Origin of the sequence: Agromyces larvae (genome assembly GCF_022811705.1) — a bacterium.
Lineage (GTDB): Bacteria > Actinomycetota > Actinomycetes > Actinomycetales > Microbacteriaceae > Agromyces > Agromyces larvae.
On sequence record NZ_CP094528.1, the window covers coordinates 2,801,913 to 2,825,965 of the forward strand.

25 protein-coding genes are annotated in these 24,053 nt (G+C 71.0%); 17 read left to right on the forward strand and 8 right to left on the reverse strand.

Features of this window, described 5'->3' with window-relative positions:
• Window positions 1-3 precede the first annotated feature (3 nt).
• The 6 genes from MTO99_RS13480 to MTO99_RS13505 all read left to right on the forward strand — a co-directional run bounded on the left by MTO99_RS13480 (window position 4) and on the right by MTO99_RS13505 (window position 4,626).
• The gene (locus MTO99_RS13480) at window positions 4-1,050 is read left to right on the forward strand and encodes an aliphatic sulfonate ABC transporter substrate-binding protein (protein ID WP_243554154.1); all 1,047 of its coding nucleotides are present in this window, start codon (window positions 4-6) and stop codon (window positions 1,048-1,050) included.
• 274 nt (window positions 1,051-1,324) lie between these two features.
• Window positions 1,325-2,083, forward strand: a complete 759-nt coding sequence (locus tag MTO99_RS13485; protein WP_243559102.1) for an ABC transporter permease — start codon at window positions 1,325-1,327, stop codon at window positions 2,081-2,083.
• Window positions 2,084-2,357: 274 nt separating this feature from the next.
• Complete coding sequence (locus MTO99_RS13490; protein WP_243554155.1) at window positions 2,358-2,687, forward strand: PadR family transcriptional regulator; 330 nt, start codon at window positions 2,358-2,360, stop codon at window positions 2,685-2,687.
• 1 nt (window position 2,688) lies between these two features.
• Window positions 2,689-3,054 (forward strand): DUF1048 domain-containing protein, encoded by a 366-nt coding sequence (locus MTO99_RS13495; RefSeq protein WP_243554156.1) that lies wholly within the window; start codon window positions 2,689-2,691, stop codon window positions 3,052-3,054.
• Between the two features lie 31 nt (window positions 3,055-3,085).
• A complete protein-coding gene (locus MTO99_RS13500; RefSeq protein WP_243554157.1) occupies window positions 3,086-3,865 on the forward strand; it encodes an ABC transporter ATP-binding protein in 780 nt (259 codons plus the stop codon).
• Window positions 3,862-4,626, forward strand: a complete 765-nt coding sequence (locus MTO99_RS13505; protein WP_243554158.1) for an ABC transporter permease — start codon at window positions 3,862-3,864, stop codon at window positions 4,624-4,626. The genes MTO99_RS13500 and MTO99_RS13505 overlap by 4 nt, the downstream gene beginning before the upstream one ends.
• Here MTO99_RS13505 and nhaA read toward each other — a convergent pair.
• Complete coding sequence (gene nhaA / locus MTO99_RS13510) at window positions 4,619-6,544, reverse strand: Na+/H+ antiporter NhaA (RefSeq protein WP_243554159.1); 1,926 nt, start codon at window positions 6,542-6,544, stop codon at window positions 4,619-4,621. The two genes, MTO99_RS13505 and nhaA, sit on opposite strands and share 8 nt — an antisense overlap.
• A gap of 246 nt (window positions 6,545-6,790) precedes the next feature.
• Between nhaA and acs the strand changes: the two genes are divergently transcribed.
• Window positions 6,791-8,794: an acetate--CoA ligase gene (gene acs / locus MTO99_RS13515; RefSeq protein WP_243554160.1), complete on the forward strand. Its 2,004-nt coding sequence runs from the start codon at window positions 6,791-6,793 to the stop codon at window positions 8,792-8,794.
• A gap of 81 nt (window positions 8,795-8,875) precedes the next feature.
• Here acs and MTO99_RS13520 read toward each other — a convergent pair whose 3' ends face one another.
• The 3 genes from MTO99_RS13520 to MTO99_RS13530 are packed head-to-tail and all read right to left on the reverse strand — an operon-like array spanning window position 8,876 to window position 11,778.
• Window positions 8,876-10,468, reverse strand: a complete 1,593-nt coding sequence (locus MTO99_RS13520; RefSeq protein ID WP_243554161.1) for a polysaccharide deacetylase family protein — start codon at window positions 10,466-10,468, stop codon at window positions 8,876-8,878.
• A gap of 28 nt (window positions 10,469-10,496) precedes the next feature.
• Window positions 10,497-11,246, reverse strand: coding sequence for a DNA alkylation repair protein (locus tag MTO99_RS13525; protein ID WP_243554162.1), 750 nt, complete (start codon window positions 11,244-11,246; stop codon window positions 10,497-10,499).
• A 1-nt stretch (window position 11,247) separates the two neighbouring features.
• On the reverse strand, window positions 11,248-11,778 hold the full coding sequence (locus MTO99_RS13530; protein WP_243554163.1) for a hypothetical protein: 531 nt from the start codon (window positions 11,776-11,778) through the stop codon (window positions 11,248-11,250).
• Window positions 11,779-12,111: 333 nt separating this feature from the next.
• Between MTO99_RS13530 and MTO99_RS13535 the strand changes: the two genes are divergently transcribed.
• The 4 genes from MTO99_RS13535 to MTO99_RS13550 all read left to right on the forward strand — a co-directional run bounded on the left by MTO99_RS13535 (window position 12,112) and on the right by MTO99_RS13550 (window position 15,309).
• On the forward strand, window positions 12,112-13,647 hold the full coding sequence (locus tag MTO99_RS13535) for a DUF6421 family protein (protein WP_243554164.1): 1,536 nt from the start codon (window positions 12,112-12,114) through the stop codon (window positions 13,645-13,647).
• Window positions 13,640-14,389, forward strand: coding sequence for an SDR family NAD(P)-dependent oxidoreductase (locus MTO99_RS13540; protein WP_243554165.1), 750 nt, complete (start codon window positions 13,640-13,642; stop codon window positions 14,387-14,389). The genes MTO99_RS13535 and MTO99_RS13540 overlap by 8 nt, the downstream gene beginning before the upstream one ends.
• A gap of 49 nt (window positions 14,390-14,438) precedes the next feature.
• The gene (locus tag MTO99_RS13545) at window positions 14,439-14,801 is read left to right on the forward strand and encodes a hypothetical protein (RefSeq protein WP_243554166.1); all 363 of its coding nucleotides are present in this window, start codon (window positions 14,439-14,441) and stop codon (window positions 14,799-14,801) included.
• Between the two features lie 112 nt (window positions 14,802-14,913).
• Window positions 14,914-15,309 (forward strand): PPOX class F420-dependent oxidoreductase, encoded by a 396-nt coding sequence (locus MTO99_RS13550; RefSeq protein WP_243554167.1) that lies wholly within the window; start codon window positions 14,914-14,916, stop codon window positions 15,307-15,309.
• A 24-nt stretch (window positions 15,310-15,333) separates the two neighbouring features.
• Here the strand turns inward: MTO99_RS13550 and MTO99_RS13555 are convergent, their stop codons facing one another.
• The gene (locus MTO99_RS13555) at window positions 15,334-16,320 is read right to left on the reverse strand and encodes a hypothetical protein (protein WP_243554168.1); all 987 of its coding nucleotides are present in this window, start codon (window positions 16,318-16,320) and stop codon (window positions 15,334-15,336) included.
• Between the two features lie 140 nt (window positions 16,321-16,460).
• Here MTO99_RS13555 and MTO99_RS13560 point away from each other — a divergent pair, with 140 nt between their 5' ends.
• The 4 genes from MTO99_RS13560 to MTO99_RS13575 all read left to right on the forward strand — a co-directional run bounded on the left by MTO99_RS13560 (window position 16,461) and on the right by MTO99_RS13575 (window position 19,502).
• Window positions 16,461-16,850 (forward strand): phage holin family protein, encoded by a 390-nt coding sequence (locus tag MTO99_RS13560; protein ID WP_243554169.1) that lies wholly within the window; start codon window positions 16,461-16,463, stop codon window positions 16,848-16,850.
• Window positions 16,851-17,166: 316 nt separating this feature from the next.
• Window positions 17,167-18,624 carry an AAA family ATPase gene (locus MTO99_RS13565; RefSeq protein WP_243554170.1) on the forward strand — a complete coding sequence of 486 codons (1,458 nt, stop codon included), beginning with the start codon at window positions 17,167-17,169 and terminating at the stop codon, window positions 18,622-18,624.
• Between the two features lie 75 nt (window positions 18,625-18,699).
• Window positions 18,700-19,329, forward strand: coding sequence for a VOC family protein (locus tag MTO99_RS13570; RefSeq protein ID WP_243554171.1), 630 nt, complete (start codon window positions 18,700-18,702; stop codon window positions 19,327-19,329).
• 29 nt (window positions 19,330-19,358) lie between these two features.
• Complete coding sequence (locus MTO99_RS13575; protein ID WP_243554172.1) at window positions 19,359-19,502, forward strand: hypothetical protein; 144 nt, start codon at window positions 19,359-19,361, stop codon at window positions 19,500-19,502.
• A 130-nt stretch (window positions 19,503-19,632) separates the two neighbouring features.
• Here the strand turns inward: MTO99_RS13575 and MTO99_RS13580 are convergent, their stop codons facing one another.
• Entirely contained in the window at window positions 19,633-20,004 is a 372-nt protein-coding gene (locus MTO99_RS13580) for a UBP-type zinc finger domain-containing protein (RefSeq protein ID WP_243554173.1), read from the reverse strand.
• The gene (locus MTO99_RS13585) at window positions 20,004-20,552 is read right to left on the reverse strand and encodes an EXPERA domain-containing protein (RefSeq protein ID WP_243554174.1); all 549 of its coding nucleotides are present in this window, start codon (window positions 20,550-20,552) and stop codon (window positions 20,004-20,006) included. The genes MTO99_RS13580 and MTO99_RS13585 overlap by 1 nt, the downstream gene beginning before the upstream one ends.
• Before the next feature lie 323 nt (window positions 20,553-20,875).
• Here MTO99_RS13585 and MTO99_RS13590 point away from each other — a divergent pair, with 323 nt between their 5' ends.
• Both MTO99_RS13590 and MTO99_RS13595 read left to right on the forward strand, forming a co-directional pair.
• Entirely contained in the window at window positions 20,876-22,309 is a 1,434-nt protein-coding gene (locus MTO99_RS13590) for a sensor histidine kinase (protein ID WP_243554175.1), read from the forward strand.
• Entirely contained in the window at window positions 22,306-23,058 is a 753-nt protein-coding gene (locus tag MTO99_RS13595) for a response regulator (protein WP_243554176.1), read from the forward strand. Before MTO99_RS13590 ends, MTO99_RS13595 begins: the two co-directional genes overlap by 4 nt.
• A gap of 376 nt (window positions 23,059-23,434) precedes the next feature.
• Here the strand turns inward: MTO99_RS13595 and MTO99_RS13600 are convergent, their stop codons facing one another.
• The gene (locus tag MTO99_RS13600) at window positions 23,435-23,755 is read right to left on the reverse strand and encodes a hypothetical protein (RefSeq protein WP_243554177.1); all 321 of its coding nucleotides are present in this window, start codon (window positions 23,753-23,755) and stop codon (window positions 23,435-23,437) included.
• Window positions 23,756-24,053: the final 298 nt, after the last annotated feature.

Genomic DNA, 24,053 nt, shown 5'->3' on the forward strand with positions numbered 1-24,053 from the left:
CCCATGTCCCGCTCCCGCTTCCTCCGCTCCGCGCTCGCGGCCGGCGTCGTCGCCGCGGCATCCGCCCTCGTCCTGACCGGGTGCGTCGCCGGCGAGGGCCAGGCCGCCCAGCCCGAGGCATCCGAAGCCGGCGACGGCGCCACCTCGCTCGAGGGCCAGACCCTCGCGATCGACTTCGCCACCTACAACCCGCTGTCGCTCGTGATCAAAGACCAGGGCTGGCTCGAAGACCTCGGCCTCGAGGTCACCTGGGTGCAGTCGGCGGGCTCGAACAAGGCGAACGAGGCGCTGCGCGCCGGCGCGGTCGAGGTCGGTTCGACCGCCGGTTCGGCGGCGCTGCTCGCCCGCTCGAACGGGTCGCCGATCCAGGTGATCGACCTGTACTCGCAGCCCGAATGGTCGGCCCTGGTCACGGTCGACGGCACCGGCATCTCGACCGTGCAGGACCTGAAGGGCAAGCAGGTCGCCGCCACCAAGGGCACCGACCCGTACTTCTTCCTGCTGCAGTCGCTCGAGGCCGAGGGCGTCTCGCCCGACGAGATCACCGTGCAGAACCTGCAGCACGCCGACGGTTGGGCCGCCCTGCAGAACGGTTCGGTCGACGCGTGGGCGGGCCTGGACCCGATCATGGCCGGTGCCGAAGAGGCCGGCGCGACGCTGTTCTACCGCAACGTCGACTTCAACTCGTACGGGTTCCTGAACGCCACCGAGGACTTCATCCAGAACAAGCCCGAGGTCGCGCAGGCCGTCGTCGACGCGTACGCGAAGGCGCGCGAGTGGGCCGAGGCGAACCCCGAGGAGACCGCGCAGATCCTCGCCGACGTCGCCGGCCTCGAACTCTCGGTCGCCACCAAGGTCATCGACGAGCGCACCAACCTCGACGTCGACCACGTGCCCGGCGACACGCAGGTCGCGGTGCTCGAGAAGATCGGCCCGATCTTCGTCGAACTCGGCGACGTCGCCTCGCAGCAGCAGGTCGACGACGCGCTCGACACGCTCATCAACGACGAGTTCGCCTCCGCGGCCGACCCGTCGCGCTTCGAAGACTGAGGCCGAGCAGATGACGGATGCCTCGCGCGGAACGCGCACCGATGATCGGGCTTCGGCCCGCGATGAGCGAGCGGATGCCTCGGTGACCTCGGTCGACGGGCAGTTCGCGTCACCCGTGGCCGACGGCGGGCTCGCCGTCGCCGCAGCGGGACCGCTCGGATCGTCGGGCATCGACCGCCGCGAGGCATCCGTCTCCCCGTCCTCCTCCGCGCCCGGGTCGGCCGGTACGCCGGGGGCACCCGGTGCTCCGGGCGCTGCGGGCGCCCGTCGCCGCCTGGTCGACCGCCGCTGGTTCCGCGTCGTCGGCGGCGCACTCATCCCCATCGTGCTGCTCATCACCTGGCAGGTCGTGTCGACCTCGGGCGCGGTGCCCGTCTCGCAGCTGCCGAGCCCCGAGATGGTGTGGCTCGCCGCCGTCGACCTCGCGCAGCGCGGCCTGCTCGGGCTCTACGTCGCGATCTCGACGCAGCGCGTCTTCATCGGATTCGCGTTCGGGGCCGCGATCGGGCTCGCAGCCGGCGCGATCGTCGGGCTCTCGAAGCTGGGCGACATCCTGCTCTCGCCGACGCTCGGCGCGATCCGCGCGGTGCCGTCGCTGGCCTGGGTTCCGCTGCTGATCCTCTGGTTCAAGATCGGCGAAGAGTCCAAGATCATCCTCATCGCGATCGGCGCGTTCTTCCCCGTGTACACGATCGTGGCGGCCGCGCTGCGGCACGTCGACCGACAGCTCTTCGAAGCGGGGCGCGCGTTCGGGCTGCGCGGCATCCGCCTGTTCACGGCGGTGCAGCTGCCCGCCGTGGTGCCCTCCGTCGTGTCGGCGCTGCGGCTCGCGCTCGCGCAGGCGTGGCTGTTCCTCGTGGCGGCCGAGCTCATCGCGAGCTCGATGGGCCTCGGGTTCCTGCTCGTCGACTCGGGCAACAACGGTCGCATCGACCGGATCTTCCTCGCGATCATCCTGCTCGCGATCCTCGGCAAGCTCACCGACGCCGTCGTCGGCCTGTTCGAGAAGTGGGCCGTGCGCCGCTGGGCGTGAACCCTCCCGCGCCCTGAGCCACCCGGGCTTCAGGCTCGGCTCTGCGCCAGTTGCGCATCCTCCGCACCAGGTCGGATGGCGCAGACGCGCCCGAAGTGGCGCAACCGGGGGCGCCGAGCGTCGCGTGCGCCATCCCGGATGGCGCAGACCGGCGCGAACTGGCGCAGTCGGGCGAGCTTTCCGCCGATTGCGGTATTCAGTGTTGCTATCTACCGGTACTCATGCTTACTATGTACCAGTACTCAGCAACACCGACTAGTCGAGAGGAGGCGTGATGGGGAAGCAGATGACCGAGATGCTCAAGGGCACCTTGGAGGGCATCGTGCTCGCACTCATCGCGGGGCAGCCCGCGTACGGGTACGAGATCACCGCGCGGCTTCGCGAGCAGGGGTTCACCGACATCGCCGAGGGCACGATCTACGCCCTGCTGGTGCGCATCGAGCAGCGCGGGCTCGTCGATGTCGAGAAGGTCCCCTCCGAGAAGGGGCCGCCGCGCAAGGTGTACTCGCTCAACCCCAGAGGTCAGCAGGACCTCGACGAATTCTGGAGGACATGGAGCTTCCTCGCAGACCGGATCGCACAGCTCCACGCGAAGGGGAACTGACATGGCCGCGAAATGGATCGAGACGATCACCGGATCGCTCGACGACAAGAAGCAGTACAAGCAGTACAAGGCTCGCCTCGAGGCGCTGCCCGGCAAATACCGCACGGCCGCCCAGGCGCTCGACCGCTACGTCATCTACTCGGGCGGCGTCGTGAAGAGCGACGTGATGCTCAGGATGTTCGACGACCTGGCCACGCTCTTCGAGCAGGCCGCCGCCGACGGCACGCCCGTCAGCGCGATCGTCGGCGACGACCCCGTGGAGTTCGCCGAGACGTTCCTCGCGAACTACGCCGACGGGCAGTGGCGCAACAAAGAGAAGCAGCGCCTCACCGACGCGATCGGCGAAGCCACCGCAGACGAGAACTGAGGCTCGCTGGCCTCGGCGGGAGGGAACCACCGTGAACACCGCACTCCAACCGGCGATCCGCGTACGCGGCATCGAGAAGTCGTTCCAGGACCTGCACGTGCTGCGCGGCGTCGACTTCGACGTCGCACCGGGGACCATCTTCGCGCTGCTCGGCTCGAACGGCGCCGGCAAGACGACGCTCGTGCGCATCCTCGCGACCCTGCTGAACGCCGATGCGGGTGCCGCGACGGTGCACGGCCACGACGTGGCCGAGAAGCCCGGCGACGTGCGCGAGTCGATCAGCCTGACCGGGCAGTTCGCCGCGGTCGACGAGGTGCTCACCGGGCGCGAGAACCTCGTCCTGGTCGCGAAGCTGCGGCATCTGAAGCATCCGGCCGCGATCGCCGACGACCTGCTGGCGCGCTTCTCGCTCACCGAGGCGGGCGGGCGCCGCGCGGGCACCTACTCGGGCGGCATGCGCCGCCGCCTCGACATCGCGATGAGCCTGATCGGCGACCCGCCCGTCATCTTCCTCGACGAGCCGACGACGGGCCTCGACCCGCAGGCCCGCATCGAGGTCTGGCAGACGGTGCAGCAGCTCGCCGAGGGCGGCACCACCGTGCTGCTCACCACGCAGTACCTCGACGAGGCCGAGCAGTTGGCCGACCGCATCGCGATCCTGCACGAGGGCCGCATCATCCAGAACGGCACCCTCGCCGAGCTGAAGCAGCTCCTCCCGGCCGCCCAGGTCGAGTACGTCGAGAAGCAGCCCACGCTCGAGGAGGTGTTCCTCGCGCTGGTCGGCGCACCGACCGGAACGGAGTCATCATGACCGCGCACGCCCTCGGCGACACCCGTGTCCTCACGGGCCGCTCGCTGACCCACATCCTCCGCAGCCCCGACACGATCATCACCACCGCGATCACCCCGATCGCCCTGATGCTCCTGTTCGTGTACGTGCTCGGCGGGGCGATCGACACGGGCTCCGCCGGGTCGTACATCGACTATCTGCTCCCGGGCATCCTGCTGATCACGATCGCGTCGGGCATCGCGTACACGGCGTACCGGCTGTTCCTCGACCTGCAGGGCGGCATCTTCGAACGATTCCAGTCCATGCCGATCGCGAGGTCCAGCGTGCTCTGGGCGCACGTGCTCACGTCGCTCGTCGCGAACCTCGTCTCGGTCGCGATCGTGGTCGGCGTGGCGCTGATCATGGGCTTCCGCACCGGCGCATCGGTCGGCGCCTGGCTCGCCGTCGCCGGAATCCTGGTGCTGTTCACCCTGGCTCTGACCTGGCTCGCGGTGGTCGCGGGGCTCTCGGCGAAGACGGTCGACGGCGCGAGCGCGTTCAGCTATCCGCTGATCTTCCTCCCGTTCATCAGCTCGGCGTTCGTGCCGACCGGGTCGATGCCCGCACCGGTCGCCTGGTTCGCCGAGCACCAGCCGGTGACGTCGATCGTGAACACCCTGCGGGCGCTGTTCGCGCAGCAGCCGGTCGGCGCCGACATCTGGGTCGCGCTCGCCTGGCTCGTCGGCATCCTCCTCGTCGCCTATGTCTGGGCCGTCGCGATCTACCGCCGCAAGTTCAGCTGACGTCCTCGACACGTGGCTCGACCGGCCGCGACGAGGGGTCCGAGGAGGATTCCGGGGTCGCGGCCGGCTGCGTCTCCTGGAGGGCCCGGATGAGCGAGCGCGCGTCGAACGGACCCCGGTGCCGCCGACCGTTGACGAACAGGGTCGGCGTGGACGTGATGTCCATCGCCTCGGCGTCGAGGACGTCGTCGCGGACGCGGGCGGCGACCTGCGCGGAGGTCAGGTCGGATTCGAACCGGTCGACGTCGAGGCCGAGCTCGGCGGCACGGCGCAGGATGTCGCCGGGCAGCAGGTGGTCCTGGTCGGCGAACAGGCTCCGCTCCATCTCGAAGAACCGGCCCTGCAGGGCGGCCGCCTCGGACGCCTCGGCCGCCGCCTGGGCGTTCGGATGCACCTGCGAGAGCGGCGCGTGCCGCCAGACGTAGCGCAGCCGGTCGCCGAGCACCTCGTGCACCTCCTGGATCGACCCCGAGGCCTTCAGGCAGAACGGGCACTGGAAGTCGCCGTACTCGACGATCGTGTACTCGGCGTCGTCGGAGCCGAACACGTGATCGCGCGTCGAGTCGACCGGCCGCGCGAGCGTCTCGCCGACCCGCTGCACGGGGCTGACCGCGTCGGAGATGCGGAAGATCGCGGTGGCCAGGAGGAACGCGATGAGCGACGCGGCGAGCACGCCGACGCGCGCCTCGTTCTGTGCGGCGTCGTCGTCGATCGCGAGGTCGACGATGAACAGCGAGATCGTGAAGCCGATGCCGCACAGCGCCGCCCCGCCGGCCATGCGCGCCGAGGTGAGCCCCATGCCGAATTCGCCGACTCGCAGCCGGCGCAGCACGGAGGTCGATCCGAAGACGCCGACGAACTTGCCCACCACGAGCCCGACGACGATGCCCCAGGTCACCGCCGACCCCGCCGCGTCGGCGAGGATCTCGGGGCTGAGGTGCACGCCCGCGTTCGCGAGCGCGAACACCGGCAGGACGAAGTACGCGATGTACGGGTCCCACGCCGATTGCAGTCGCTCGTTGATCGAGATCGACTCGCGCAGGCTGTTCGCGGCCTGCCGCGCGTACTCGCTGTTCGGTGACTGACGGAAGGTCCGCGCGAGTTCGAGGGCGTGTTCGACGTCGCGGCGGTTCGGCCGGTAGACCGGCACGAGCAACGCGATCGCCACTCCGGCGAGCGTCGGATGCACGCCCGATGCGAGGAAGCAGAGCCAGACGAAGACGGCGAGCGTCGCGTAGACCGGGCCCCGTCCGCCGCGCAGGTAGCGGGTCAGGTAGACCCCCGCCAGACCGACCGCGGCCAGCGCCAGCGGCAGCGGGGTGAAGTCCTCGGTGTAGACGAACGCGATGATGCTGAGCGCCCCGATGTCGTCGACGACGGCGAGCGCGAGCAGGAACACGCGCAGTCGCCCGGGCACTTTCGGCCCCACGAGCGCGAGCGCGCCGACCAGGAACGCCGTGTCGGTCGAGATGACCACGCCCCAGGCGTGCTCGTGGCCCGTCCCCGACGCGATGAGCACGAAGAGCAGTGCGGGCACCGCGAGGCCGGCGAGCGCGGCGATCACGGGCACGAGCGCGCGCGACCAGCTGGTGAGCTCGCCGATCGCGAACTCGCGACGCACCTCGAGCCCGACGGTGAAGAAGAACATCGCCATGAGCGCGTCGTTGACGACCGAGTGGAGGGTGAAGTCGAGCCGCAGGTCGGCGACCCCGATCGACAGCTGCGTCTCCCAGAACGACTCGTAGCCGCCGGCGCCGGCGTTCGCCCAGATGATCGCCGCGACGGTGGCTGCGAGCAGCAGGATCGCTCCGATGCGGTTGCGTCCGAGCGACCGCAGGGCGTCGGCGAACGACCGGCGGGGTGGGGCGTTCTCGGGCTGGGGCTCCGAGGCGGTCGGGGAGATCGTGACTTCCGGCATGGGGCGGCCCTCTCGAGGATGTGGGCTGACGCGACGACGTGCGATGCGATGCGCGCCACGCTAATCCGATGGTCTGGCTGCGTCCACACCCGGTCCCCGGTGCGCACCCGGGAATTCCCGAATCGAAGCCCGGGGTTACGGGGCGTGACGCCCGGCCCGACACCGGCGGGCGAGGTCGCCTACCGTCGATGGGGTACGGATGCCTCGCGCCGGCGTTGCCGCGACCGATTCGCGAAGGACGCCAGCATGACCATCGACACCCTGCTCGACGAGCAGCGCCGCTACCCCGTGCCCGCCGCGTTCGCGGCGCAGGCGAACGTGACCGCGGCCGACGCCGAGGCGCTGTACGCCGCAGCCGACGCCGACCCGGTCGCGTTCTGGGAGCGGCAGGCCGAACGGCTCGACTGGGCCGAGCGGTGGCAGACGGCGCACACGTGGGCGCACCCGGTGGGGGCCGAGCCGACCGGGGGGCCCGTCGGGGCGACCTGGTTCTCGGGCGGGCGGCTGAACACGGCCGTGAACTGCGTCGACCGGCACGTGGCATCCGGCCTGGGCGACAAGGTCGCCTTCTTCTTCGAGGGCGAGCGCGGCGACCGCCGTTCGCTCACCTACGCCGAACTCGAGCGCGAGGTCGCCAAGGCGGCGAACGCGCTCACCGAGCTCGGCATCGGCCGTGGCGACCGGGTCGTGGTCTACCTGCCGGTGCTGCTCGAGACCGTCATCGTCACCCTCGCCGTCGCGCGGCTCGGCGCCGTGCACTCGCTCGTGTTCGGGGGGTTCTCGGCCGAGGCGCTGCGGTTCCGGGTGGAGGACACGGGCGCGAAGCTGCTCGTCACGACCGACGGGCAGTTCCGGCGGGGGCAGGCGGTGCCCGTCAAGGCGGCCGCGGACGCCGCGGTCGACGGCGTGGCATCCATCGAGCACGTGCTCGTGATCCGGCGCACGGGCGACGAGACGCCCGGCATCCCGTGGACGCCCGGCCGCGACGTCTGGTGGCACGACGTCGTCGACCGCCAGCCCGACACCCACGAGCCCGAGTTCTTCGACGCCGAGAACCCGCTGTTCATCATCTACACGTCGGGCACGACCGGGCGCCCGAAGGGCCTCGTGCACACGACCGGCGGCTACCTGACGCACGCCGCGTACACGCAGTGGGCGGTGTTCGACGTGAAGCCCGACGACGTGTACTGGTGCACGGCCGACCTCGCGTGGGTGACCGCGCACACGTACGAGCTGTACGGCCCGCTGCTGAACGGGCTGACCAGCGTGATCTACGAGGGCACGCCGAACACGCCGCACCCGGGCCGGCACTTCGAGATCATCCAGCGGTACGGGGTGACGACGTACTACACGGCGCCGACGCTGATCCGCAGCCTCATGACGTGGTTCCCGGCCGGGGTGCGCGGCTTCGATCTGTCGAGCATCCGCCTGCTCGGCTCGGTCGGCGAGGCGATCAACCCCGAGGCGTGGGTGTGGTTCCACCGCGAGATCGGCGGCGGCCGCGCGCCGATCGTGGACACGTGGTGGCAGTCCGAGACGGGCGCCGCGGTGCAGGCGCCGCTGCCCGGCGTCGACACGCTGAAGCCCGGGTCGTCGCTGCGCGCGCTGCCCGGCCTGCGCACGCGCGTCGTCGACGAGCACGGCGACGACGTCGCGCCGGGCAGCGGCGGCTACCTGGTGGTCGACGGCACCTGGCCGGGCATGGCGCGCACGGTGTGGGGCGACCCCGACCGGTACCGCGCGTCGTACTGGGAGCGCTTCGCGCACCGCGGCTCGTTCTTCTCGGGCGACGGCGCGAAGCTCGACGCCGACGGCGACGTGTGGCTGCTCGGCCGGGTCGACGACGTCATCAATGTGTCGGGGCACCGGCTCTCGACGATCGAGATCGAGTCGGCGCTGGTCGCGCACCCGTCGGTCACCGAGGCGGGCGTGGTCGGCGTCTCCGATGCCACGACCGGTGAGGCGATCGCCGCGTTCGTGGTCGCCGGCGACGGCGTCGAGGGCCACCCGGATGCCTCGGGCGAGGCATCCGATCGCGCTGCCGCGCTGCGCGCGCACGTGGCATCCGCCATCGGGCCGATCGCGAAGCCCCGTGATGTGGTCTTCGTCACCGACCTGCCGAAGACCCGCTCGGGCAAGATCATGCGCCGGCTGCTGGTCGATCTCGCCGAGGGTCGCACGCTCGGCGACACCACCTCGCTGCAGGACTCGACGGTGCCCGACCGCATCGCGCAGCTGCTCGCCCGCTGACCCGGCCCATACGCCTCCCGACACCCTGCCCGCAGACCTCCACCGGGGTCGGATGGGCGCTGCAGATGAGCGCGGCGCCGCTCACTGCCCGTGCGAGACCAGGGTGCCCGGCGGGGGCAGCACGCCGCCGAACTGGCTGCCGACCGTCGCGAGCGTGAACCCCCGCGCGCGCAGGCCGTCGACGATGCCCGCGGCCGCCTCGACCGTCTGCGCGTGCGTGTCGTGCATGAGGATGATGCCGCCGCGCCCGGCGGCACCTACGGCGTACGCGGTGAGCGATTCGACGCCGGGGTCGCGCCAGTCGTTCGTGTCGACGCTCCAGACGACCCAGACGAGCGGCACGAGCGAGCGCACCCGCTCATCGGATGCCCCGTACGGCGGCCGCACCATCGCCGGCGCCTGCCCGGTCACCGCGGCGATCGCCGCCTGGGTGCGGTCGATCTCGGCGCGCACCTGGTCGTCGGGCAGTTTCGTGAGATCGGGATGCCCCCAGGTGTGATTGCCGAGCTCGTGCCCCTCGGCCGCCGTGCGCCGCACCGTGTCGGGGCGGTTGCCGACGTAGCCGCCCTGGAGGAAGAACGTCGCGGGCGCGCGCCGATCCGCGAGCGTGTCGAGCAGCGTGTCGGTCAGGCCGGTCGGGCCGTCGTCGTAGGTGATGGACACGCAGGCGACGAGGGTGCAGTCGACCGGGTCGGCCGCGGTGGGCGCGTCGCCGGCGTCGAACGGTTCGGCGGCGCGTACGGCGTCGAGGATGCTCCGCCCGAATCCCGTGAGCCACGGCCCCACGGTGCGCGCGGGCAGGACGACCGTCACGGTGTACTCCCCCGACCCGTCGGCACGCACGGGCCACGGCACCGCGATCACGACACCCTCGGCGACGACGGTCGAATCGGCGAGGATCGCCCGCGCGCCCTCCGCCGTGACGTCGCGGAACGGCGCCGCGCCGGGCGGCAGCAGGTTGCCGAGCACGAGCGCGCGAGCGAGCTGGCCGAGCACCTGCCGGTGCGTCTCGGGGCGGTAGAGGTCGGCGCCGTCGCCGAGCGCGCCGTCGGGCGCGCGGTACTGCACGGCGCGGGTCGCCGAGACGGTCACTCCGGCCTCGCGGCGCAGCACGACGATGCGCTCGCCCAGCATCGGGCCGGATGCGGCGACCACGGTGCATCCGATCGAGAACGCGTGCGCGCCGGACGGCGGCCCGGTCCGGGCGCACGCCGGCCCGACCCCGCCGGGCGCGATGTCGACACCGGGCGTCCAGCCCGCCCCGCGCGACGACGCGTACTCGCGCACCGCACCGGCGACGAAGCCGTCGAGCCGATCGCCGAATCCGGTGCGCCCGGGCGGCGTCGCCCACCTGGCCACCGCGGTGAAGTCGGCACCGGCCATCGCCGCGAGGCGCGACACGAGACCCGGTGCCTCCTCGGGGTCGAACTGCGGGATCGCCCGACCGGTCGCCACCCGCGGCTGCGGAGACCGGCCGAGCCGATCCTCGCCGTCGAACCACGGCTCCACGGGCTGCGGCTCGACCGGCACGCCGACGCCGATGCGCGGCGGCCGCCCGACCGACCAGAGCGCGTCGTCGACGGCCGCGGGGGCGCAGCCGGCGAGCAGCGATGCTGCTGCGAGCACCGCGACGAACCCGACGCCGGAGACGCGCCGACGCCTCGCCCACCCCATGCCGTCACCTTACGGGGCGCCGCGGCGGTCAGCGCATCGCGCGGTAGGCGGCGCGGTGCGACGGGTCGAGATGCTCGGTCGCGTACGACAGCATGACGCGGGGCATCCGCGCGGCGTGCTCGTCGAGGAAGGCGAGCAGCTCGTCGCGCGAGATCCGCTTGCCGACCTCGCGCAGCATCCAGCCGACGGCTTTGCGGATGAGGTCGTGCGGGTCTTCGACGAGCCGGGTCGCCACCTCGATCGTCGGGCGCGCGTCGCCCGCCTTGATCGCGGCGAAGGTCGCCACCACCGCGACGCGGCGGTGCCAGACCGAGTCGGATGCCGCGAGGCGGGCGCTGAGCGCCGGGAACGGGTCGGCGGGGGCGGGGACGAACAGGATGTCTCCGACCAGGTACTCGGCCGTGGCATCCACGAGGTCCCAGTTGTCGACGTGCCCGGCCGCCAGGTGCTCGAGGTACGACGCGTGCAGCGCCTGGCGCTGCGCGTCGTCGCGCGTGCGCGCCCGGCTCGCCCGGCGGAACCGGTCGGTCATGACGACCAGCCCGCACATCCGGTGCTCGTGGAACGGGCTCGCGACGAGTTCGTCGAGCTCGGCCTGCGGCAGGTCGGCGAATCGCTTGGCGACGGCCCGGATCTGCGGCATCGTCACGCCGATGAACTCGTCGCCCTCGCCGTACCCGCCCGGGCCGGTCTTGAAGAACCAGGCGTAGGCCTCCGCGCGCTCCGCGCTCGCGAGGTCGGCGAGCGCGGAGCAGACGTCGGAGGCCGTCGCCGGCATGTCAGGCGCGGGGTGCGTCGCCCTCGGCGGGCGCGGCGGGAGCCTCAGGCGCGGCCGGGGCCTCGACCGCCTCGACCGCTTCGACGACCTCGGCCGTCTCGGAGGCGGGGGCCGCGGCGGGTGCGGCGGGCGCGGCGGGTGCGTCTGCGACGGCGGCCGAGACGGTTTCGACCGAATCCTCCTCGAAGCCTTCGTCGTCGATGTCGTCGTCGAACTCGTCGGCGTCGGCGTCCGACGCGGCGTCGGAGGCCGCGCCCGAGAACCCGCCGAGGGCGAGGAGCACACCGAACACGGCGAGCGCGATGACCACGCCGATGATGCCCGCACCGAGCAGGGTCGAGGCGATCTGCAGCTCCGCCTGCCCGCCGTAGACGTCGGCGGCGGTCGCGGTGGGGCTCTGCAGGGCTTCGACCAGGGCGCTGTTGGTGGCCGAGACGCGCACCGCGCCGTAGACCGCGACGGCGCCGGCGCCGATGAGGGTGATCGCCGGCACCAGCAGGGCGACGGCGGTGGACGGGCGGCGTGCAGACATGGAGGTGCCTCTCGATGGAAGTCAGGGTCTCGCCAACCGTACGCGAATCGCCTTTCGGTTCGCTATGCCTTCCGACGCGGCGAGATCGGATGCCACGATGGGCGCATGACCGAGGCATCCGAGCCCGCACCGTCGCCACGGCTACGCACGCGTTGCACATGACGAGGACGCTCTGATCATGCGCGATCTCGGAACGCTACGCACGAAACCCGCGTCGATTCGCAATCAATCGCGGATGCTTCGCTCCTAGCCTGGGATGCAGCGACGCAGCCGCGCCGCGCCCCTGCCGCGCGAATTCCGAGGGCGGCCCGATCCCGAGGAACGGAGGTTCCGATGTCACAGACCACCATGGCGACGATCGTTGGCGAACCCGAGGTCCTCGAGGACGCCCTCACCGTGACACCCGAGGTCATCGCCCTCGCCGACGGCGTCGAGCGCGACGCCGCGTGGCTGCGCCTCAAGGAGGCGGCGACGGCACTGCAGGCACTGCAGGTGAAGGACGGCTCGGTGCCCCCTTCGGAGCTCGCTGAGCCCGTCGAAGCGAACCCCCCTTCGACAGGCTCAGGGAGCGGAGGCAAGCTCGCTGAGCCCGTCGAAGCGAACCCCCCTTCGACCGGCTCAGGCGGCGGAGCCCACGACGAGGCATCCGCCCTCGTGGACGCGATCGTGGAATCGATCGCCGCGCTCGCACCGCGCTTCCCGCACGAGGCCGCCTACCTCGAAGCGCTGCAGACCGACTTCCGCCGGTGGCAGGCCGAGGGCTTCGGGGTGCCCGACTTCCTCGACTCGCTGGTCGAGTTCCAGCCGCAGCGGCACCGGGTCGACGGCATCCGCCACCTTGTGGTGTTCCCGATGTACACGCAGAACGGCTCGCCCGACCGGCACGTCGAGGCGCTCGTCGTCGAGACGATCTGGCCCGAGTTCATCGCCGGCCTCGAGGCATCCGCCTATTCGAACAAGCTGTTCGTGAGCCTGCGGCTGGTCGACTTCACGCCCGGGTACAACACGAACTCGGCGGTACTGTTCCCCGAGACGGTCGCGATGCGCGAGATCCCGCCGTTCACGTGGGGCGCGATCTTCCAGGACCGCGAGGCGGCCCGCTACCGCAGGGTCGTGCGCGCGGCATCCGAGATCACGAAGCTCGACCTGCCCGATGACGCGGCCCGCCTGCTCGACGACCAGAAGCTGGCCGAATCCACCTTCGTGATGTGGGATCTCATCCACGACCGCACCCACATGCGCGGCGACCTGCCGTTCGACCCGTTCATGATCAAACAGCGCATGCCGTTCTTCCTCTACTCGCTCGAGGAGCTGCGGTGCGATCTGACCGCGTTCCGCGAGTCGGTGAAGCTCGAGCGCGACCCCGCGACGGATGCCACGGTGCGCGAGCACGCGAAGCTCGTGCAGTACGCGGTGATCTTCGACCGGATCTTCCGGTTCGCGATCACCGGGTCGCGGGTGCGCAATTACGACGGGCTCGGCGGCCAGCTGCTGTTCGCGTGGCTGCACCGGAAGCACGTGCTCGAGTGGACGGATGTCTCGCTGAGCTTCGACTGGGCCGCGGTGCCCGACGCGGTGGTCGAGCTGGGCGACGCGATCGACGAGCTGTACTGGAAGTCGATCGACCGGCCGAAGACCGCGCACTGGCTCGCCGCGTACGAACTCGTGCGCTCGGTGCTCACGCCGAACCCCGCCTCGGTCTGGGCCGAAGGGCTGCCGCGCGAGGTGCTCGCCGGGCCGCCCAAGGGGTACACCGACCTCGTGATGGACGACGAGTTCCCCCTCTCGATGTTCTACGAGGCGCTCGACAAGAAGATGAAGACGATCATCGAGTCGACGGTGGGCATCACCGGGACGACGGATGACTGAGCTCCCTGAGCGTGTCGAAGGGCCCGCTTCGACAAGCTCAGCGAGCGAGGCTGAAGGGCCCGCTTCGACAAGCTCAGCGAGCGAGGCCGAAGGGGTGCTTCGCGGCCGGACGGTGCTCATCGCGGGAGCGACGAGCGCGTCCGGCCGGGCCGTCGCCGCGGCACTGCTCGATGCCGGCGCGCGGGTGATCGCCGTCGGCAGCGATCGCACCCGCATCGAGGAACTCGAGACCGACCTGCCGGGTCTCGTCGGCGAGGTCGCCGACCTCACCGACGAGGACGAGGTGCTCGAACTCGCGATGCGCGTGCACGCGGCCGTCGGCGACGTCGACGGCGTCATCCCGCTCGTCGGCGGCTGGCGCGGCGGCGGCGGCATCCTCACCCAGAGCGACGAGGACTACCGGGCGATCGAGCGCTCGCTCACCGCGCTGCGCTTCGTGAGCCGCGCCTTCTGGGACGACCTGGTGTCATCCCCCGCCGGGCGCATCGCGATCGTGTCGTCGACCTCGGTCGCAGCGCCGACCGCCGGCGGCGCGAACTACGCGACGGTCAAGGCGGCCTGCGAGGCCTGGATGCAGGCGCTCGCGCGCGGCTTCGCGGGGTCGGATGCCTCGGCCGCCGCGGTGACGTTCCGCGTGCGATCGCTCGCCGGCCTCGAAGAGCAGCTCGCAGCATCCGTCATCGCCCTCTGGGATGCGCCGGCCGCCGACCTGAACGGCACGGTCGTCGAACTCCCGCGATGACCTGACCTTCCGAGCACCATTCCTCACGATCCCTTGTGATCATTGGATCGTGAAGATACCGAATCGAAACGCTGCGGCCATCGCCCCGCTCGCGGTCGCCGCAGCGCTCACTCTTTCGGGATGCTCCACGGCGCATACCGACATCGACGGTCTGGTGATCGGGAAGGATGACGACCCGCGGTCAAGATGCGCGATCTCACCGGCCGTCATCTCTGGAGGGCCGATCCCCGAACTCGCCCCGGTCTCCGGGCCCGACGGCACATTCGGTTTCGAACTCCCCCCGGGCTCCTACGAGTTCACTGCTCGCTGCGCAGATGACGAGATCGGCTCCGCCATCGTGGAGGTTGGCCCATTCGACAGGGACAAGTCCGTCGTGATCACCGTCTCCCCTCAGCCCGAGGACGCGGAGTGACGCAACGATCGTCGCGACATCAGCTCTCCGCGGGCATGCTCCGCGGCATCCTCGCGTTGTCGATGGGGAGTGCGCCCGCCGGTTCGCGGCGCACCCTGACAGGAGGAAGAGCATGACCGTGATCCCCGACGACCTCATCGACCTGGTCGAACGCCCGCTGTTCGGCGCGCTCGGCACGATCAAGCCGAACGACACCGTGCAGGTCAACCCGATGTGGTTCGAGTACGACCCGGCCGACGACGTCATCCGGTTCACGCATACGACGTACCGGGCGAAGTACCGCAACCTGCAGCACAACCCGGCGATGAGCCTGCTCGTGATCGATCCCGACGACCCGATGCGGTTCCTCGAGGTGCGCGGCAAGCTCGTCGATGTCACGCCCGACCCGACCGGCGCGTTCTACGTGCGGCTCGGCACGCGCTACGGCGACCCGGCCACGAAGCCGCCGGCCGACATCGCCGACCGGGTCGTGCTCACCATGTCGGTCGAGCGGTTCCAGCGGAAGTAGGCGGCGAAGCGGCGGCCGCCGGGTTCAGCCGAACTCGGCGTAGCCGGTCGCCTCGGCGCCGGTCGTCCAGCATCCGCCGCCGTCGAGCGACCCGCCGCTGCTATCGGGCGAGCCGAACGCGGCCGTCGTCCACGCCGCGCGCTGCGCCTCGTCGAGCCCGGTCGGCATCGCCGCGGGCCCGTCGGTGCCGGCGTACGCGGGGTTCCAGAACTCCCAGTAGCGGTACTCGAACCCTGCGTCGGCCATGCACGCGCGTACGGCGTCCTGGAATCCGAGCCACCGCTCGCGGGGCGTCGGTCCGGTCGACGGCGGCGGCACCGGTGCCGTGAGCGGGGTGCCCGCGGCTGCGGCCTCGTCGGCGGCATGCCAGGCGGCGCCCTCGCACCCGGCGGACTGCCAGTCGCCGTCGGCCGATCCGTCGCCGCGCAGCGCCTGCATCCACGCCGCCTCGGCGGCGGCGTCGAGGCCCTGCGGCATGGGGCTGCCGCCCTCCCACCACAGCCAGTCGAGGTAGGCGAAGCCGGCGTCGGCCATGCACTGGCGAACGACGGTCTGGCGGCCGAGCCAGCTCGCCTTGGCGTCGTCGGTCACGTAGGCGGGGTCGCCGGGCGTCGTGTACGGGTTGTACTTCGGCGACATCGGGTCGGTCGGGTCGGTCGACACGGGCGGATGCGACGGAGCCGGCGTCGGGGCCGGATCGGGCGTGGGCGACGGCGTGGGCGACGGGACGGGTGCGGGAGGAGGAGTGGGGGCCGGCGTCGCCGCGGGCGGGTCGGTCGCACCCGGATCCTTCGGGGCCGCCTCGATCTGTCTCGGAGCATCGACACCCGGCCTGGAGGAAACCTCGTCGCGATCCCAGGGCAGCACCCCGGGATGCGCCATCAGCACGGCCGGTCCGTCGTGGTCGCCGAACGCCGCGTGCGCGCCGATCGCGAACCCCGCCCCGCACAGCAGCACGAGCGCCGCCGTGCCGAACACGGCGAGGCGACGAGGCGAGGGGCGCGAAGACATTCCGGGCAGTGTACGCAGATCGCGTACCCCTCGCAAAGGTCACACGACCGATTTCGCCGGTCGTTCACGATTTCACTCGGCTCGCCCGCATGCCTGCGAGGCGCCGAGGCGGTGGTTCGGGGGCGGGCTACGCTCTTCGCATGGTCCGGGTGCTGATTCGTCTCGCCGTCTTCCTGGGGCTGGCCGCGGTCGCCCTGCTCCTCGCCGCCCTCCTCGTGCCCGGCATGCATCTGCACTGGGCCGGCTTCCTCCTCGCGATCGTGGTGTTCGCGATCGTGCAGGCGTTCGTCGCTTGGTTGGTCGAGTCGATCTTCCGCCGGGGCGCGCCGGCCGTCGCGGGCGTCGCGGGGCTCATCTCGACTGCGGTCGCGCTCTGGCTCGCGACGCTGATCGGCGACGGGCTCACCTTCGACGGCATCGCGGCGTGGGTGCTCGCGGCCGTCGTCGTGTGGTTGGTCACGGGCCTGATCGGATGGCTCGCCGGCAAGTACCTGCTGCCGCGGGTCGCACCGTCGAAGGCGAAGGAGTAGTCCGGCCCCGCGCAGCGGGCCGTACCGGGCCGGGCCGGGCCGGACCGAGGGAACCGATCACACTCGAGCGGACATTCCGGCGACGGCGATGCCTTCGGCGTGATCTTCGACCGCCATCGCGGTACGCGGGTCACGCTCTCATCGGCGTCGACGAGAGCGGGCCCATCGTCACCTTCTCGATCACCGGCGAGGCCGTCAGCTCGGGTGACGACCAGAAGTGCTCCTCATCCGAGTTCGAGCAGGTCGACACGGAGTGGCAGCTCTCGGTCCCGATGGCGGAACGGTGAGTCGGAGCCTGGCGCTAGGGTGATCGACCATGGGACCGGACCCGCGCGAAGATGCCACCGAAACCGCGTTCATCGAGACCTTCCGACGCTTCATGGACCGGGTGGTGAACCAGCCTCGGGCGTCCGTGGCGATCACAACTCCGGTCGGGGCGGTGGTGCGCGAGCACCTCGGCGGAACCGTCGACGACCTGCCCGTGCTGACTGAGAACATCGCGCAGCACCGGCTCGTCGATGCCGACCTGGCGCTCGACGAACTCGCCTCGCTCAGCGACGGCCGCCTGATCGGCGTCACCGGCGGCAACGCGCGCAGCCATCAGTCGTTCACCGACCTGCTCGAGAATCCGCATTTCGGCTATGCGCCCGGGCCGGTCGACTACATCACGACGTCCACCGGGCCGACGACGAGCCGGCGCACCGTCGCGTTCGGCATCCGGTTGCTGCGGTTCGACGGTGTTCCGGTGGCGGTGCTGCAGCGGGCCGCCTCCCCCGAGCACGGCCTGGAGACGGGCAGGCTCGAGATCCTCGCCGCCGACGCGTCCGCGGGTGAGTCGTTCCTCGCCGAGGTGCACCGGCTCATGCTCGAACGGAGCGTCCTGCGCGGGAAGGTCCTCACCGTCGGTGCCAGCCAGTTCGGTCGCGGCACCGGAACGATGACCTTCCTCGAACGGCCGTCGGTCGCCGCCGACCAGGTGGTCCTGGATGCAGCGACACTCGACGGCATCGTGCGCCACGCCGTCGGCATCGGCGAGCACCGCACGGTGCTGCGCACCGCCGGTCAGCATCTCAAGCGAGGGCTGCTGCTCTACGGGCCGCCCGGCACGGGCAAGACGCTGACCGTGCGGCACCTGCTCTCGCGCACGCCCGAGACAACGGCGGTCGTGCTCACCGGGCCCGCGATCAGGTACATCACCCTTGCCGCCGAGGTCGCTCGCGCGATGCAGCCGTCGATCGTCGTGCTCGAAGACGTCGACCTGGTCGCGAACGATCGGTCGATCACTCCGAACGGCTCGGTGCTGTTCATGATCCTCGATGCGCTGGACGGCCTGGACGGCGACGCGGATGTCACGTTCGTGCTGACGACCAACCGGGTCGAGGTGCTCGAGCGTGCGCTCGCCGACCGCCCGGGGCGCATCGATCACGCTGCCGAGATTCCGCTGCCCGACGCGGCGGCGCGCCGACGCCTGCTCGACCTGTACGCAGGCACGCTGCCCTTCTCGCGCGAGGCCCTCGACGCGGCGGCCGAGCGAACCGACGGCACCACGGGGTCGTTCGCGAAGGAGCTCACCCGCCGGGCCGTGCTGCGCGCGGCGGAAGCCGGCCGCCCGGTGGGCGATGCCGACCTCGAATCGGCCCTCGACGAGCTCCTGTCGAACCGCGAAGCGCTGACGAAGCGGCTGCTCGTGGGCGGTCGGGTCGAGCCCGAGACGAACGGCCCCTCGGGCGCGGTGGCGTACGGAGGGGGCTCGTTCGGGTTCGTCGCAGGCTGACCTGGACGGAGCGCCCGCGCAAGCGGTCAGGAATCGAGAAGCGGCCACCCGCGGGCGGTTCGTAGCGTGACCTGCATGGATACCATCACGAAGATCACCAGCATCGATTCCGTCACCCTCGAAGCGACCGACCCGGTCGCCGCCGAGCGGTTCTACGCCGAGGCCTTCGGGCTCGGCGAGCGAATCCGCGTCGTCGCGACGGATGCTCCGACGAGCGGGTTCCGCGGTTACACGCTCTCGCTCACCGTCTCGCAGCCGGGCGACGTGCGCCTGCTCGTCGACCGCGCCGTCGCCGCCGGCGCGACCGTCGTGAAGCCCGTCGCGAAGAACCTCTGGGGGGTCGGCGCGACCGTGCAGGCACCCGACGGCGCGATCTGGAAGGTCGCGACCACGACCAAGAAGGACTCGGCACCCGCGACGGGCGCGATCGACTCGATCGTGCTGCTGCTCGGCGCCGACGACGTGCCCGCGAGCAAGCGCTTCTACGTCGAGCACGGGCTGGTGCTGGGCAAGAGCTTCGGTTCGTACGCCGAGTTCGACGTGCCCGGCAGCCCGATCAAGCTCGGCCTCTACAAGCGCCGGGCGCTCGCGAAGGACGCCGGCGTCGACGAGGCCGGCACCGGGTCGCATCGCATCCGCATCGGGTCCCCCGAGGGCGCGACGTTCACCGACCCCGACGGGTTCGTGTGGGGGCAGTCTGCCTGACGAGGCATCCGCCCCGCTACGCTCCACGCATGGAATGGATGCTGCTCGGGGTACTGCTCGTCTTCGTGCTCGGCACGATCTCGATCACGGGTTCGCTGCGCACCATCCGCGACTCGAACGACCGCATCGTCGAGCTCCTCGAAGCCGAGGCCGCCGAGCACGAGCGCCGCTGACCGTCTCGCCCTCCGCTGCTCGAGGAGGGAGCGAAGCGACCGTGTCGAGACCCGCGACCCCGCACGCGGTCGCCAGGTCTCGACACGCGTCCTCCTTCGTCGCGGGGTACTCGACCGGCAGGGCAGTGCGTCACCCGAGTCGGTGCAGTTGCTCTCGCCAGTCGTCGGGCACGCGGTCGCGGGGCGACGGCGGGCGCTGCCCCTCGGGGCGGCTGGTCGGCGGGGCGAGCTCGACGGACTCGACGGGCTCGTTGCGCGCGTAGTCCCACATCCAGTCCTCGCCGGGTTCGAAGGACTGGGCGACCGGATGCCCCGCCTCTTGCGCGTGCCGGCTGGCATGCTGCCCGGGCGAGGAGTCGCAGCATCCGATGTGGCCGCACGCCGCACAGCGGCGCAGATGGAACCACCAGCCGTCGGGCAGTTCGAGGCACTCGCCGCAGCCGTCGCCCGACGGCGGCACCTCGGGGCGGATCGCACGGTCGTCGGTCGTGGCATCCGTCATCAGAACCTCCGGGTGAACGGCATGGGCTTGCGCATCCGGATCAGCAGCAGGATCGGGATGAGCACGTACGGCAGGTTGAACGCGAGGAACTTCGCCGGGTTCGGGGTCACCCACTCGGGCTCGCCGAAGAACTCGACGCCGAACACGATGATGCCCGTGATGGACGCGATCATCGTCGCGTAGATGACGGCGGGCAGCTGGATCCAGTTCCACCCCTTGATCAGCGCCGGCACGAGCACGAGGTAGAACGCCAGATAGACGAAGGCGCTGAGACCCGTGACGATGCGCATCCACACCGGCGGGTTCTGGAACAGCGGGTCGGTGTCGTGCGCGTACCACCAGTTCGAGTTCACGATGAAGTTCGGCGACGGCTGGTTGAAGTCGATGCCCAGCGTCGGCACCATGTCGGCGATCGAGCTCGTGATGATGAACAGGCTGAACACGATGACGAAGAAGATGTCGATGGGGCGGTCGCGCAGGCGCAGATTCGCGGGAGCCGAGGGCGCGGCGGGGTCGTGCGGGGTCGTCGTCGACACGGAGGCGGTCATGGCAGACGAGCGTAGCGGCGGCGGATGCCTCGTGGTGCCGGGGATTCGGATCGCACGGGTTGACGAGGCATCCTCGACCTGCTCGACGAGCACCTCCGACGTCTGAAGGAGGAACCTTGACCGAGCGCACCGCGATCGCGGAGTTCACGATCACCCGCGGGTGACGTCTTCTCGCGAGTGTTTCCGTTTGCGCAGTCGGTTTCCGGTCTTCGGGAAACGGGGTGCGCGAACGGAAACACCCGCGAGACCCTGCGGCGCCGCGCTCCGGGACATCCGTCGCGTGGCGGATGCCTCGGGCACGCGCCGCGGCTAGCGTGAACGGGGTGACCGCCCGCCCCGCCACTGCCGCACCCGCCGAACCGGCCGCACCCGCCGAACCGGCCGCGCAGGCCCGCGCCGCCGACGACGCCGACTGGCTGCGGCCCCGACCGACGCGCCACCAGGTGCGCAACGACGCGCTGCTCGCGCTGGTGCTGTTCGCGGCGACGTTCCTGAGCACGCTGCTCTACCGCACGGCGGGGTTCTGGGAGGACCCGGCGCCGCTCTGGCTCGCGACGCTCTGGTGCGCGGGCATGGCGCTGCCGCTCGCCGCTCGCCGCGTCGTTCCCGAGATCGTCGCGATCGTGCTCACGGCGGTGTTCTTCGCCGGCGCCGTCGCCCAGCTCGCCGAGCCGCTGTTCGCGAACATCGACCTGTTCATCGCGATCTACACCGTCGGTGCGTGGAGCCGGCACCGCCGGTGGGCGCTCGCGTCGCGCGTGCTCATCGTCGTGAGCATGCTCGTGTGGCTGTTCTGGGGGCTCATCATCGCCTCGAACGTGCCCGATCACCTGCCCGAGCTCTCGCGCGAGGCCGACGGTGGCATTGTGTCGCCGTACGTCGCGTTCGCACTCATCAACATCGTGACGAACCTGCTGTACTTCGGCGGGGCGTGGTACTTCGGCGACACCGCGTTCCGGTCGGCGCGCTCGCGGGCGGCGCTCGAGCAGCGCACCGCCGAGCTCGCCGCCGAGCGCGAGCGCAGTCGGGCGCAGGCGGTCGAGCTCGAGCGGCTGCGCATCGCCCGCGAACTGCACGACGTCGTCGCGCACCACGTGTCCGTGATCGGGGTGCAGGCAGGCGCCGCGCGGCGGGTGCTCGAGCGCGACCCCGACGCGGCATCCGCGTCGCTGACCGCGATCGAGTCGAGTGCGCGCGAGGCGATCGCCGAGTTGCACGGACTGCTCGGCACGCTGCGACAGGGCGGATCGGATGCCTCCGGCGCCGGAGGCGCCGACCCGTCGACCGCGACCGGCCCCACCGAGGCCGTGGCGCGCGGCTTCGCCGACCTCGCCGCGCTCGCCGCGGCGACCACCGACGCGGGCGTGCCGACGACGTATCGCGTCGTCGGCGACCCCCGTGAGACGACGGGGCTCATCGGGCTCACGGCATACCGCATCGCGCAGGAGTCGCTGACGAACGTGCGCAAGCACGCCGGCGCCGCCGCGACCGCCGAGCTGCGGGTGCGGTGGAGCGAGGCATCCGTCGAGGTCGAGGTGACCGACACCGGGCTGGGCCGATCCGCGGCGCCCGGCGGGCCCGCGGGCGCCGGCGCCGCGAGCGCGGCCGGCGGGCTCGGGCAGGCCGGCATGCGCGAGCGGATCGCGGCGGTCGGCGGCGCGCTCGAGGCCGGCCCTCGTCCCCGCGGCGGCGGGTACCTCGTGCGGGCGACGCTGCCACTGCGGCGAACGGATGCTCCGCAGGGAGTCGTGTCGTGACCGTCCGCGTGCTCGTGGTCGACGACCAGGCACTCGTGCGCGCGGGGTTCCGCACGATCCTCGACTCAGAGCCGGGCATCGAGGTCGTCGGCGAGGCGGCCGACGGCGCGGCGGCGATCGCTTCGATCGCGATGCTCGACCCCGATGTCGTCTGCATGGACGTGCAGATGCCCGGCGTCGACGGACTGACCGCGACGCGGCAGATCGTCGCCGCAGGGGGTGACCGACCCGCGGTGCTCGTGCTCACCACGTTCAACCGCGAGGACTACCTGTTCGACGCGCTCGAGGCGGGCGCGAGCGGGTTCCTGCTCAAGAACTCGAGCCCCGAACAACTCATCGAGGCCGTGCAGGTCGTCGCCCGCGGCGACGCGCTGCTCTCGCCCGATGTGACCCGCGCCGTGATCGCGGCGGCCGCACGCCGCGGCACCCCCACCCCCCACGCGGACGCCGCCGGCGCCGAGGGTTTCCGTTCGCGCACTCCGTTTCCACCTGAACGGAAACCGGATGCGCCAAGGGAAACACCCGGCGGTGCAAACCCCGCCCTCGCGTCGCTCACCGAGCGCGAGCGCGAGGTGCTCGAACTGCTCGCCCTCGGAATCTCGAACGCCGAGATCGCCGCGCGCCTGTGGGTCGGCGAGGCGACCGTGAAGACGCACGTGTCGAACGTGCTGCAGAAGCTCGGCCTGCGCGATCGCGTGCACGCAGTCGTCTACGCCTACGAGCACGGCGTCGTGCGGCCGCAGGGCTGATCCGCACGACGAACGGTCGATCGACCTGTCTGCCGAGGTTCGATCGGGCCGTCGCCGCGCTGCTGCCGAGTTCTGGTGGGGGTGTTCTCGAAACCCGACGCCAAACACGGCATCGACGCCGAGATCTGGACCGACGATGACCGAGCCCACTGCCGCAGAAGCCGCTGCCGACGAAATCTCAAAGGAATGTGAACCGATGGCGCACCGCCGGACATCACTGATTGACGTCGCTTGACGTCGGCAACGGTTTGGAGAATTCATGCGACAGAAGTCATCGCAGGGGTCGTTCTGATGATCGAGAGCTTCGCCGGCACACTGGGCTATGCCGTGGGCATCGTCCTGGCGATCGGGGCTATCGGCGCCGCCATCTACCTCGTCATCGTCCGGTCTCGCCGGTCACGACGCAGGTGAACCGACACGACGGGGCATCAAGGCTGAACGCCCTGATCGCCACGGTCTCGACGACGTCGGCGGCGGAAGCCGTCGCCCGCATGTCAACGGGTTTGTTGTGCTCGACGACGTAGTCGAGGGCTTCCCTCGTCTCGTCGTCCTGAGCCACCTGCAGGCTGCCAGGCTGGCTGATTGCGGTTGCCAGCGAATCCGAGTTGAGCGGCTCCGCGGAGGCGACACCGGTGGTACCGACGAACTTCGCGGCGGCCAGCGCAGCCGTTGCCACGCTCGACGTGAGTATCTTCAATGCTTCTCCTCGATTCAGTCGTGAACCCTGGGAAAGCCACGCTCACCGAGGCAAAGATGCCCGTTGGCTCAGGACGCCCTGTCACGGCGTCGACGCCGGTCGAGGAGGTAGCCGCCACCGCCGAAGACCAGCAGCGCCAGCACTGTCGTCGTTGCCGTCGCGAAAGCCGGATCTTCGACTGAGTTCCACACGTAGGGGCTCACGAACGCGATCACGATCGAAAGTCCGAACCGATTCCAAAGAACATCATCACCTCTCACCCATTGTCCGATTGGCGAGCGGGGCATCCCCGAAACTT

Bases quoted from the DNA above. Each gene is read 5' to 3' on its own strand.
- MTO99_RS13480 (WP_243554154.1), top strand. From the start codon at position 4: ATGTCCCGCTCCCGCTTCCTCCGCTCCGCGCTCGCGGCCGGCGTCGTC.
- MTO99_RS13490 (WP_243554155.1), top strand. From the start codon at position 2,358: ATGGGGAAGCAGATGACCGAGATGCTCAAGGGCACCTTGGAGGGCATC.
- MTO99_RS13495 (WP_243554156.1), top strand. From the start codon at position 2,689: ATGGCCGCGAAATGGATCGAGACGATCACCGGATCGCTCGACGACAAG.
- MTO99_RS13505 (WP_243554158.1), top strand. From the start codon at position 3,862: ATGACCGCGCACGCCCTCGGCGACACCCGTGTCCTCACGGGCCGCTCG.
- nhaA (WP_243554159.1), bottom strand. From the start codon at position 6,544: ATGCCGGAAGTCACGATCTCCCCGACCGCCTCGGAGCCCCAGCCCGAG.
- acs (WP_243554160.1), top strand. From the start codon at position 6,791: ATGACCATCGACACCCTGCTCGACGAGCAGCGCCGCTACCCCGTGCCC.
- MTO99_RS13520 (WP_243554161.1), bottom strand. From the start codon at position 10,468: ATGGGGTGGGCGAGGCGTCGGCGCGTCTCCGGCGTCGGGTTCGTCGCG.
- MTO99_RS13525 (WP_243554162.1), bottom strand. From the start codon at position 11,246: ATGCCGGCGACGGCCTCCGACGTCTGCTCCGCGCTCGCCGACCTCGCG.
- MTO99_RS13530 (WP_243554163.1), bottom strand. From the start codon at position 11,778: ATGTCTGCACGCCGCCCGTCCACCGCCGTCGCCCTGCTGGTGCCGGCG.
- MTO99_RS13535 (WP_243554164.1), top strand. From the start codon at position 12,112: ATGTCACAGACCACCATGGCGACGATCGTTGGCGAACCCGAGGTCCTC.
- MTO99_RS13540 (WP_243554165.1), top strand. From the start codon at position 13,640: ATGACTGAGCTCCCTGAGCGTGTCGAAGGGCCCGCTTCGACAAGCTCA.
- MTO99_RS13550 (WP_243554167.1), top strand. From the start codon at position 14,914: ATGACCGTGATCCCCGACGACCTCATCGACCTGGTCGAACGCCCGCTG.
- MTO99_RS13555 (WP_243554168.1), bottom strand. From the start codon at position 16,320: ATGTCTTCGCGCCCCTCGCCTCGTCGCCTCGCCGTGTTCGGCACGGCG.
- MTO99_RS13560 (WP_243554169.1), top strand. From the start codon at position 16,461: ATGGTCCGGGTGCTGATTCGTCTCGCCGTCTTCCTGGGGCTGGCCGCG.
- MTO99_RS13565 (WP_243554170.1), top strand. From the start codon at position 17,167: ATGGGACCGGACCCGCGCGAAGATGCCACCGAAACCGCGTTCATCGAG.
- MTO99_RS13570 (WP_243554171.1), top strand. From the start codon at position 18,700: ATGGATACCATCACGAAGATCACCAGCATCGATTCCGTCACCCTCGAA.
- MTO99_RS13575 (WP_243554172.1), top strand. From the start codon at position 19,359: ATGGAATGGATGCTGCTCGGGGTACTGCTCGTCTTCGTGCTCGGCACG.
- MTO99_RS13580 (WP_243554173.1), bottom strand. From the start codon at position 20,004: ATGACGGATGCCACGACCGACGACCGTGCGATCCGCCCCGAGGTGCCG.
- MTO99_RS13585 (WP_243554174.1), bottom strand. From the start codon at position 20,552: ATGACCGCCTCCGTGTCGACGACGACCCCGCACGACCCCGCCGCGCCC.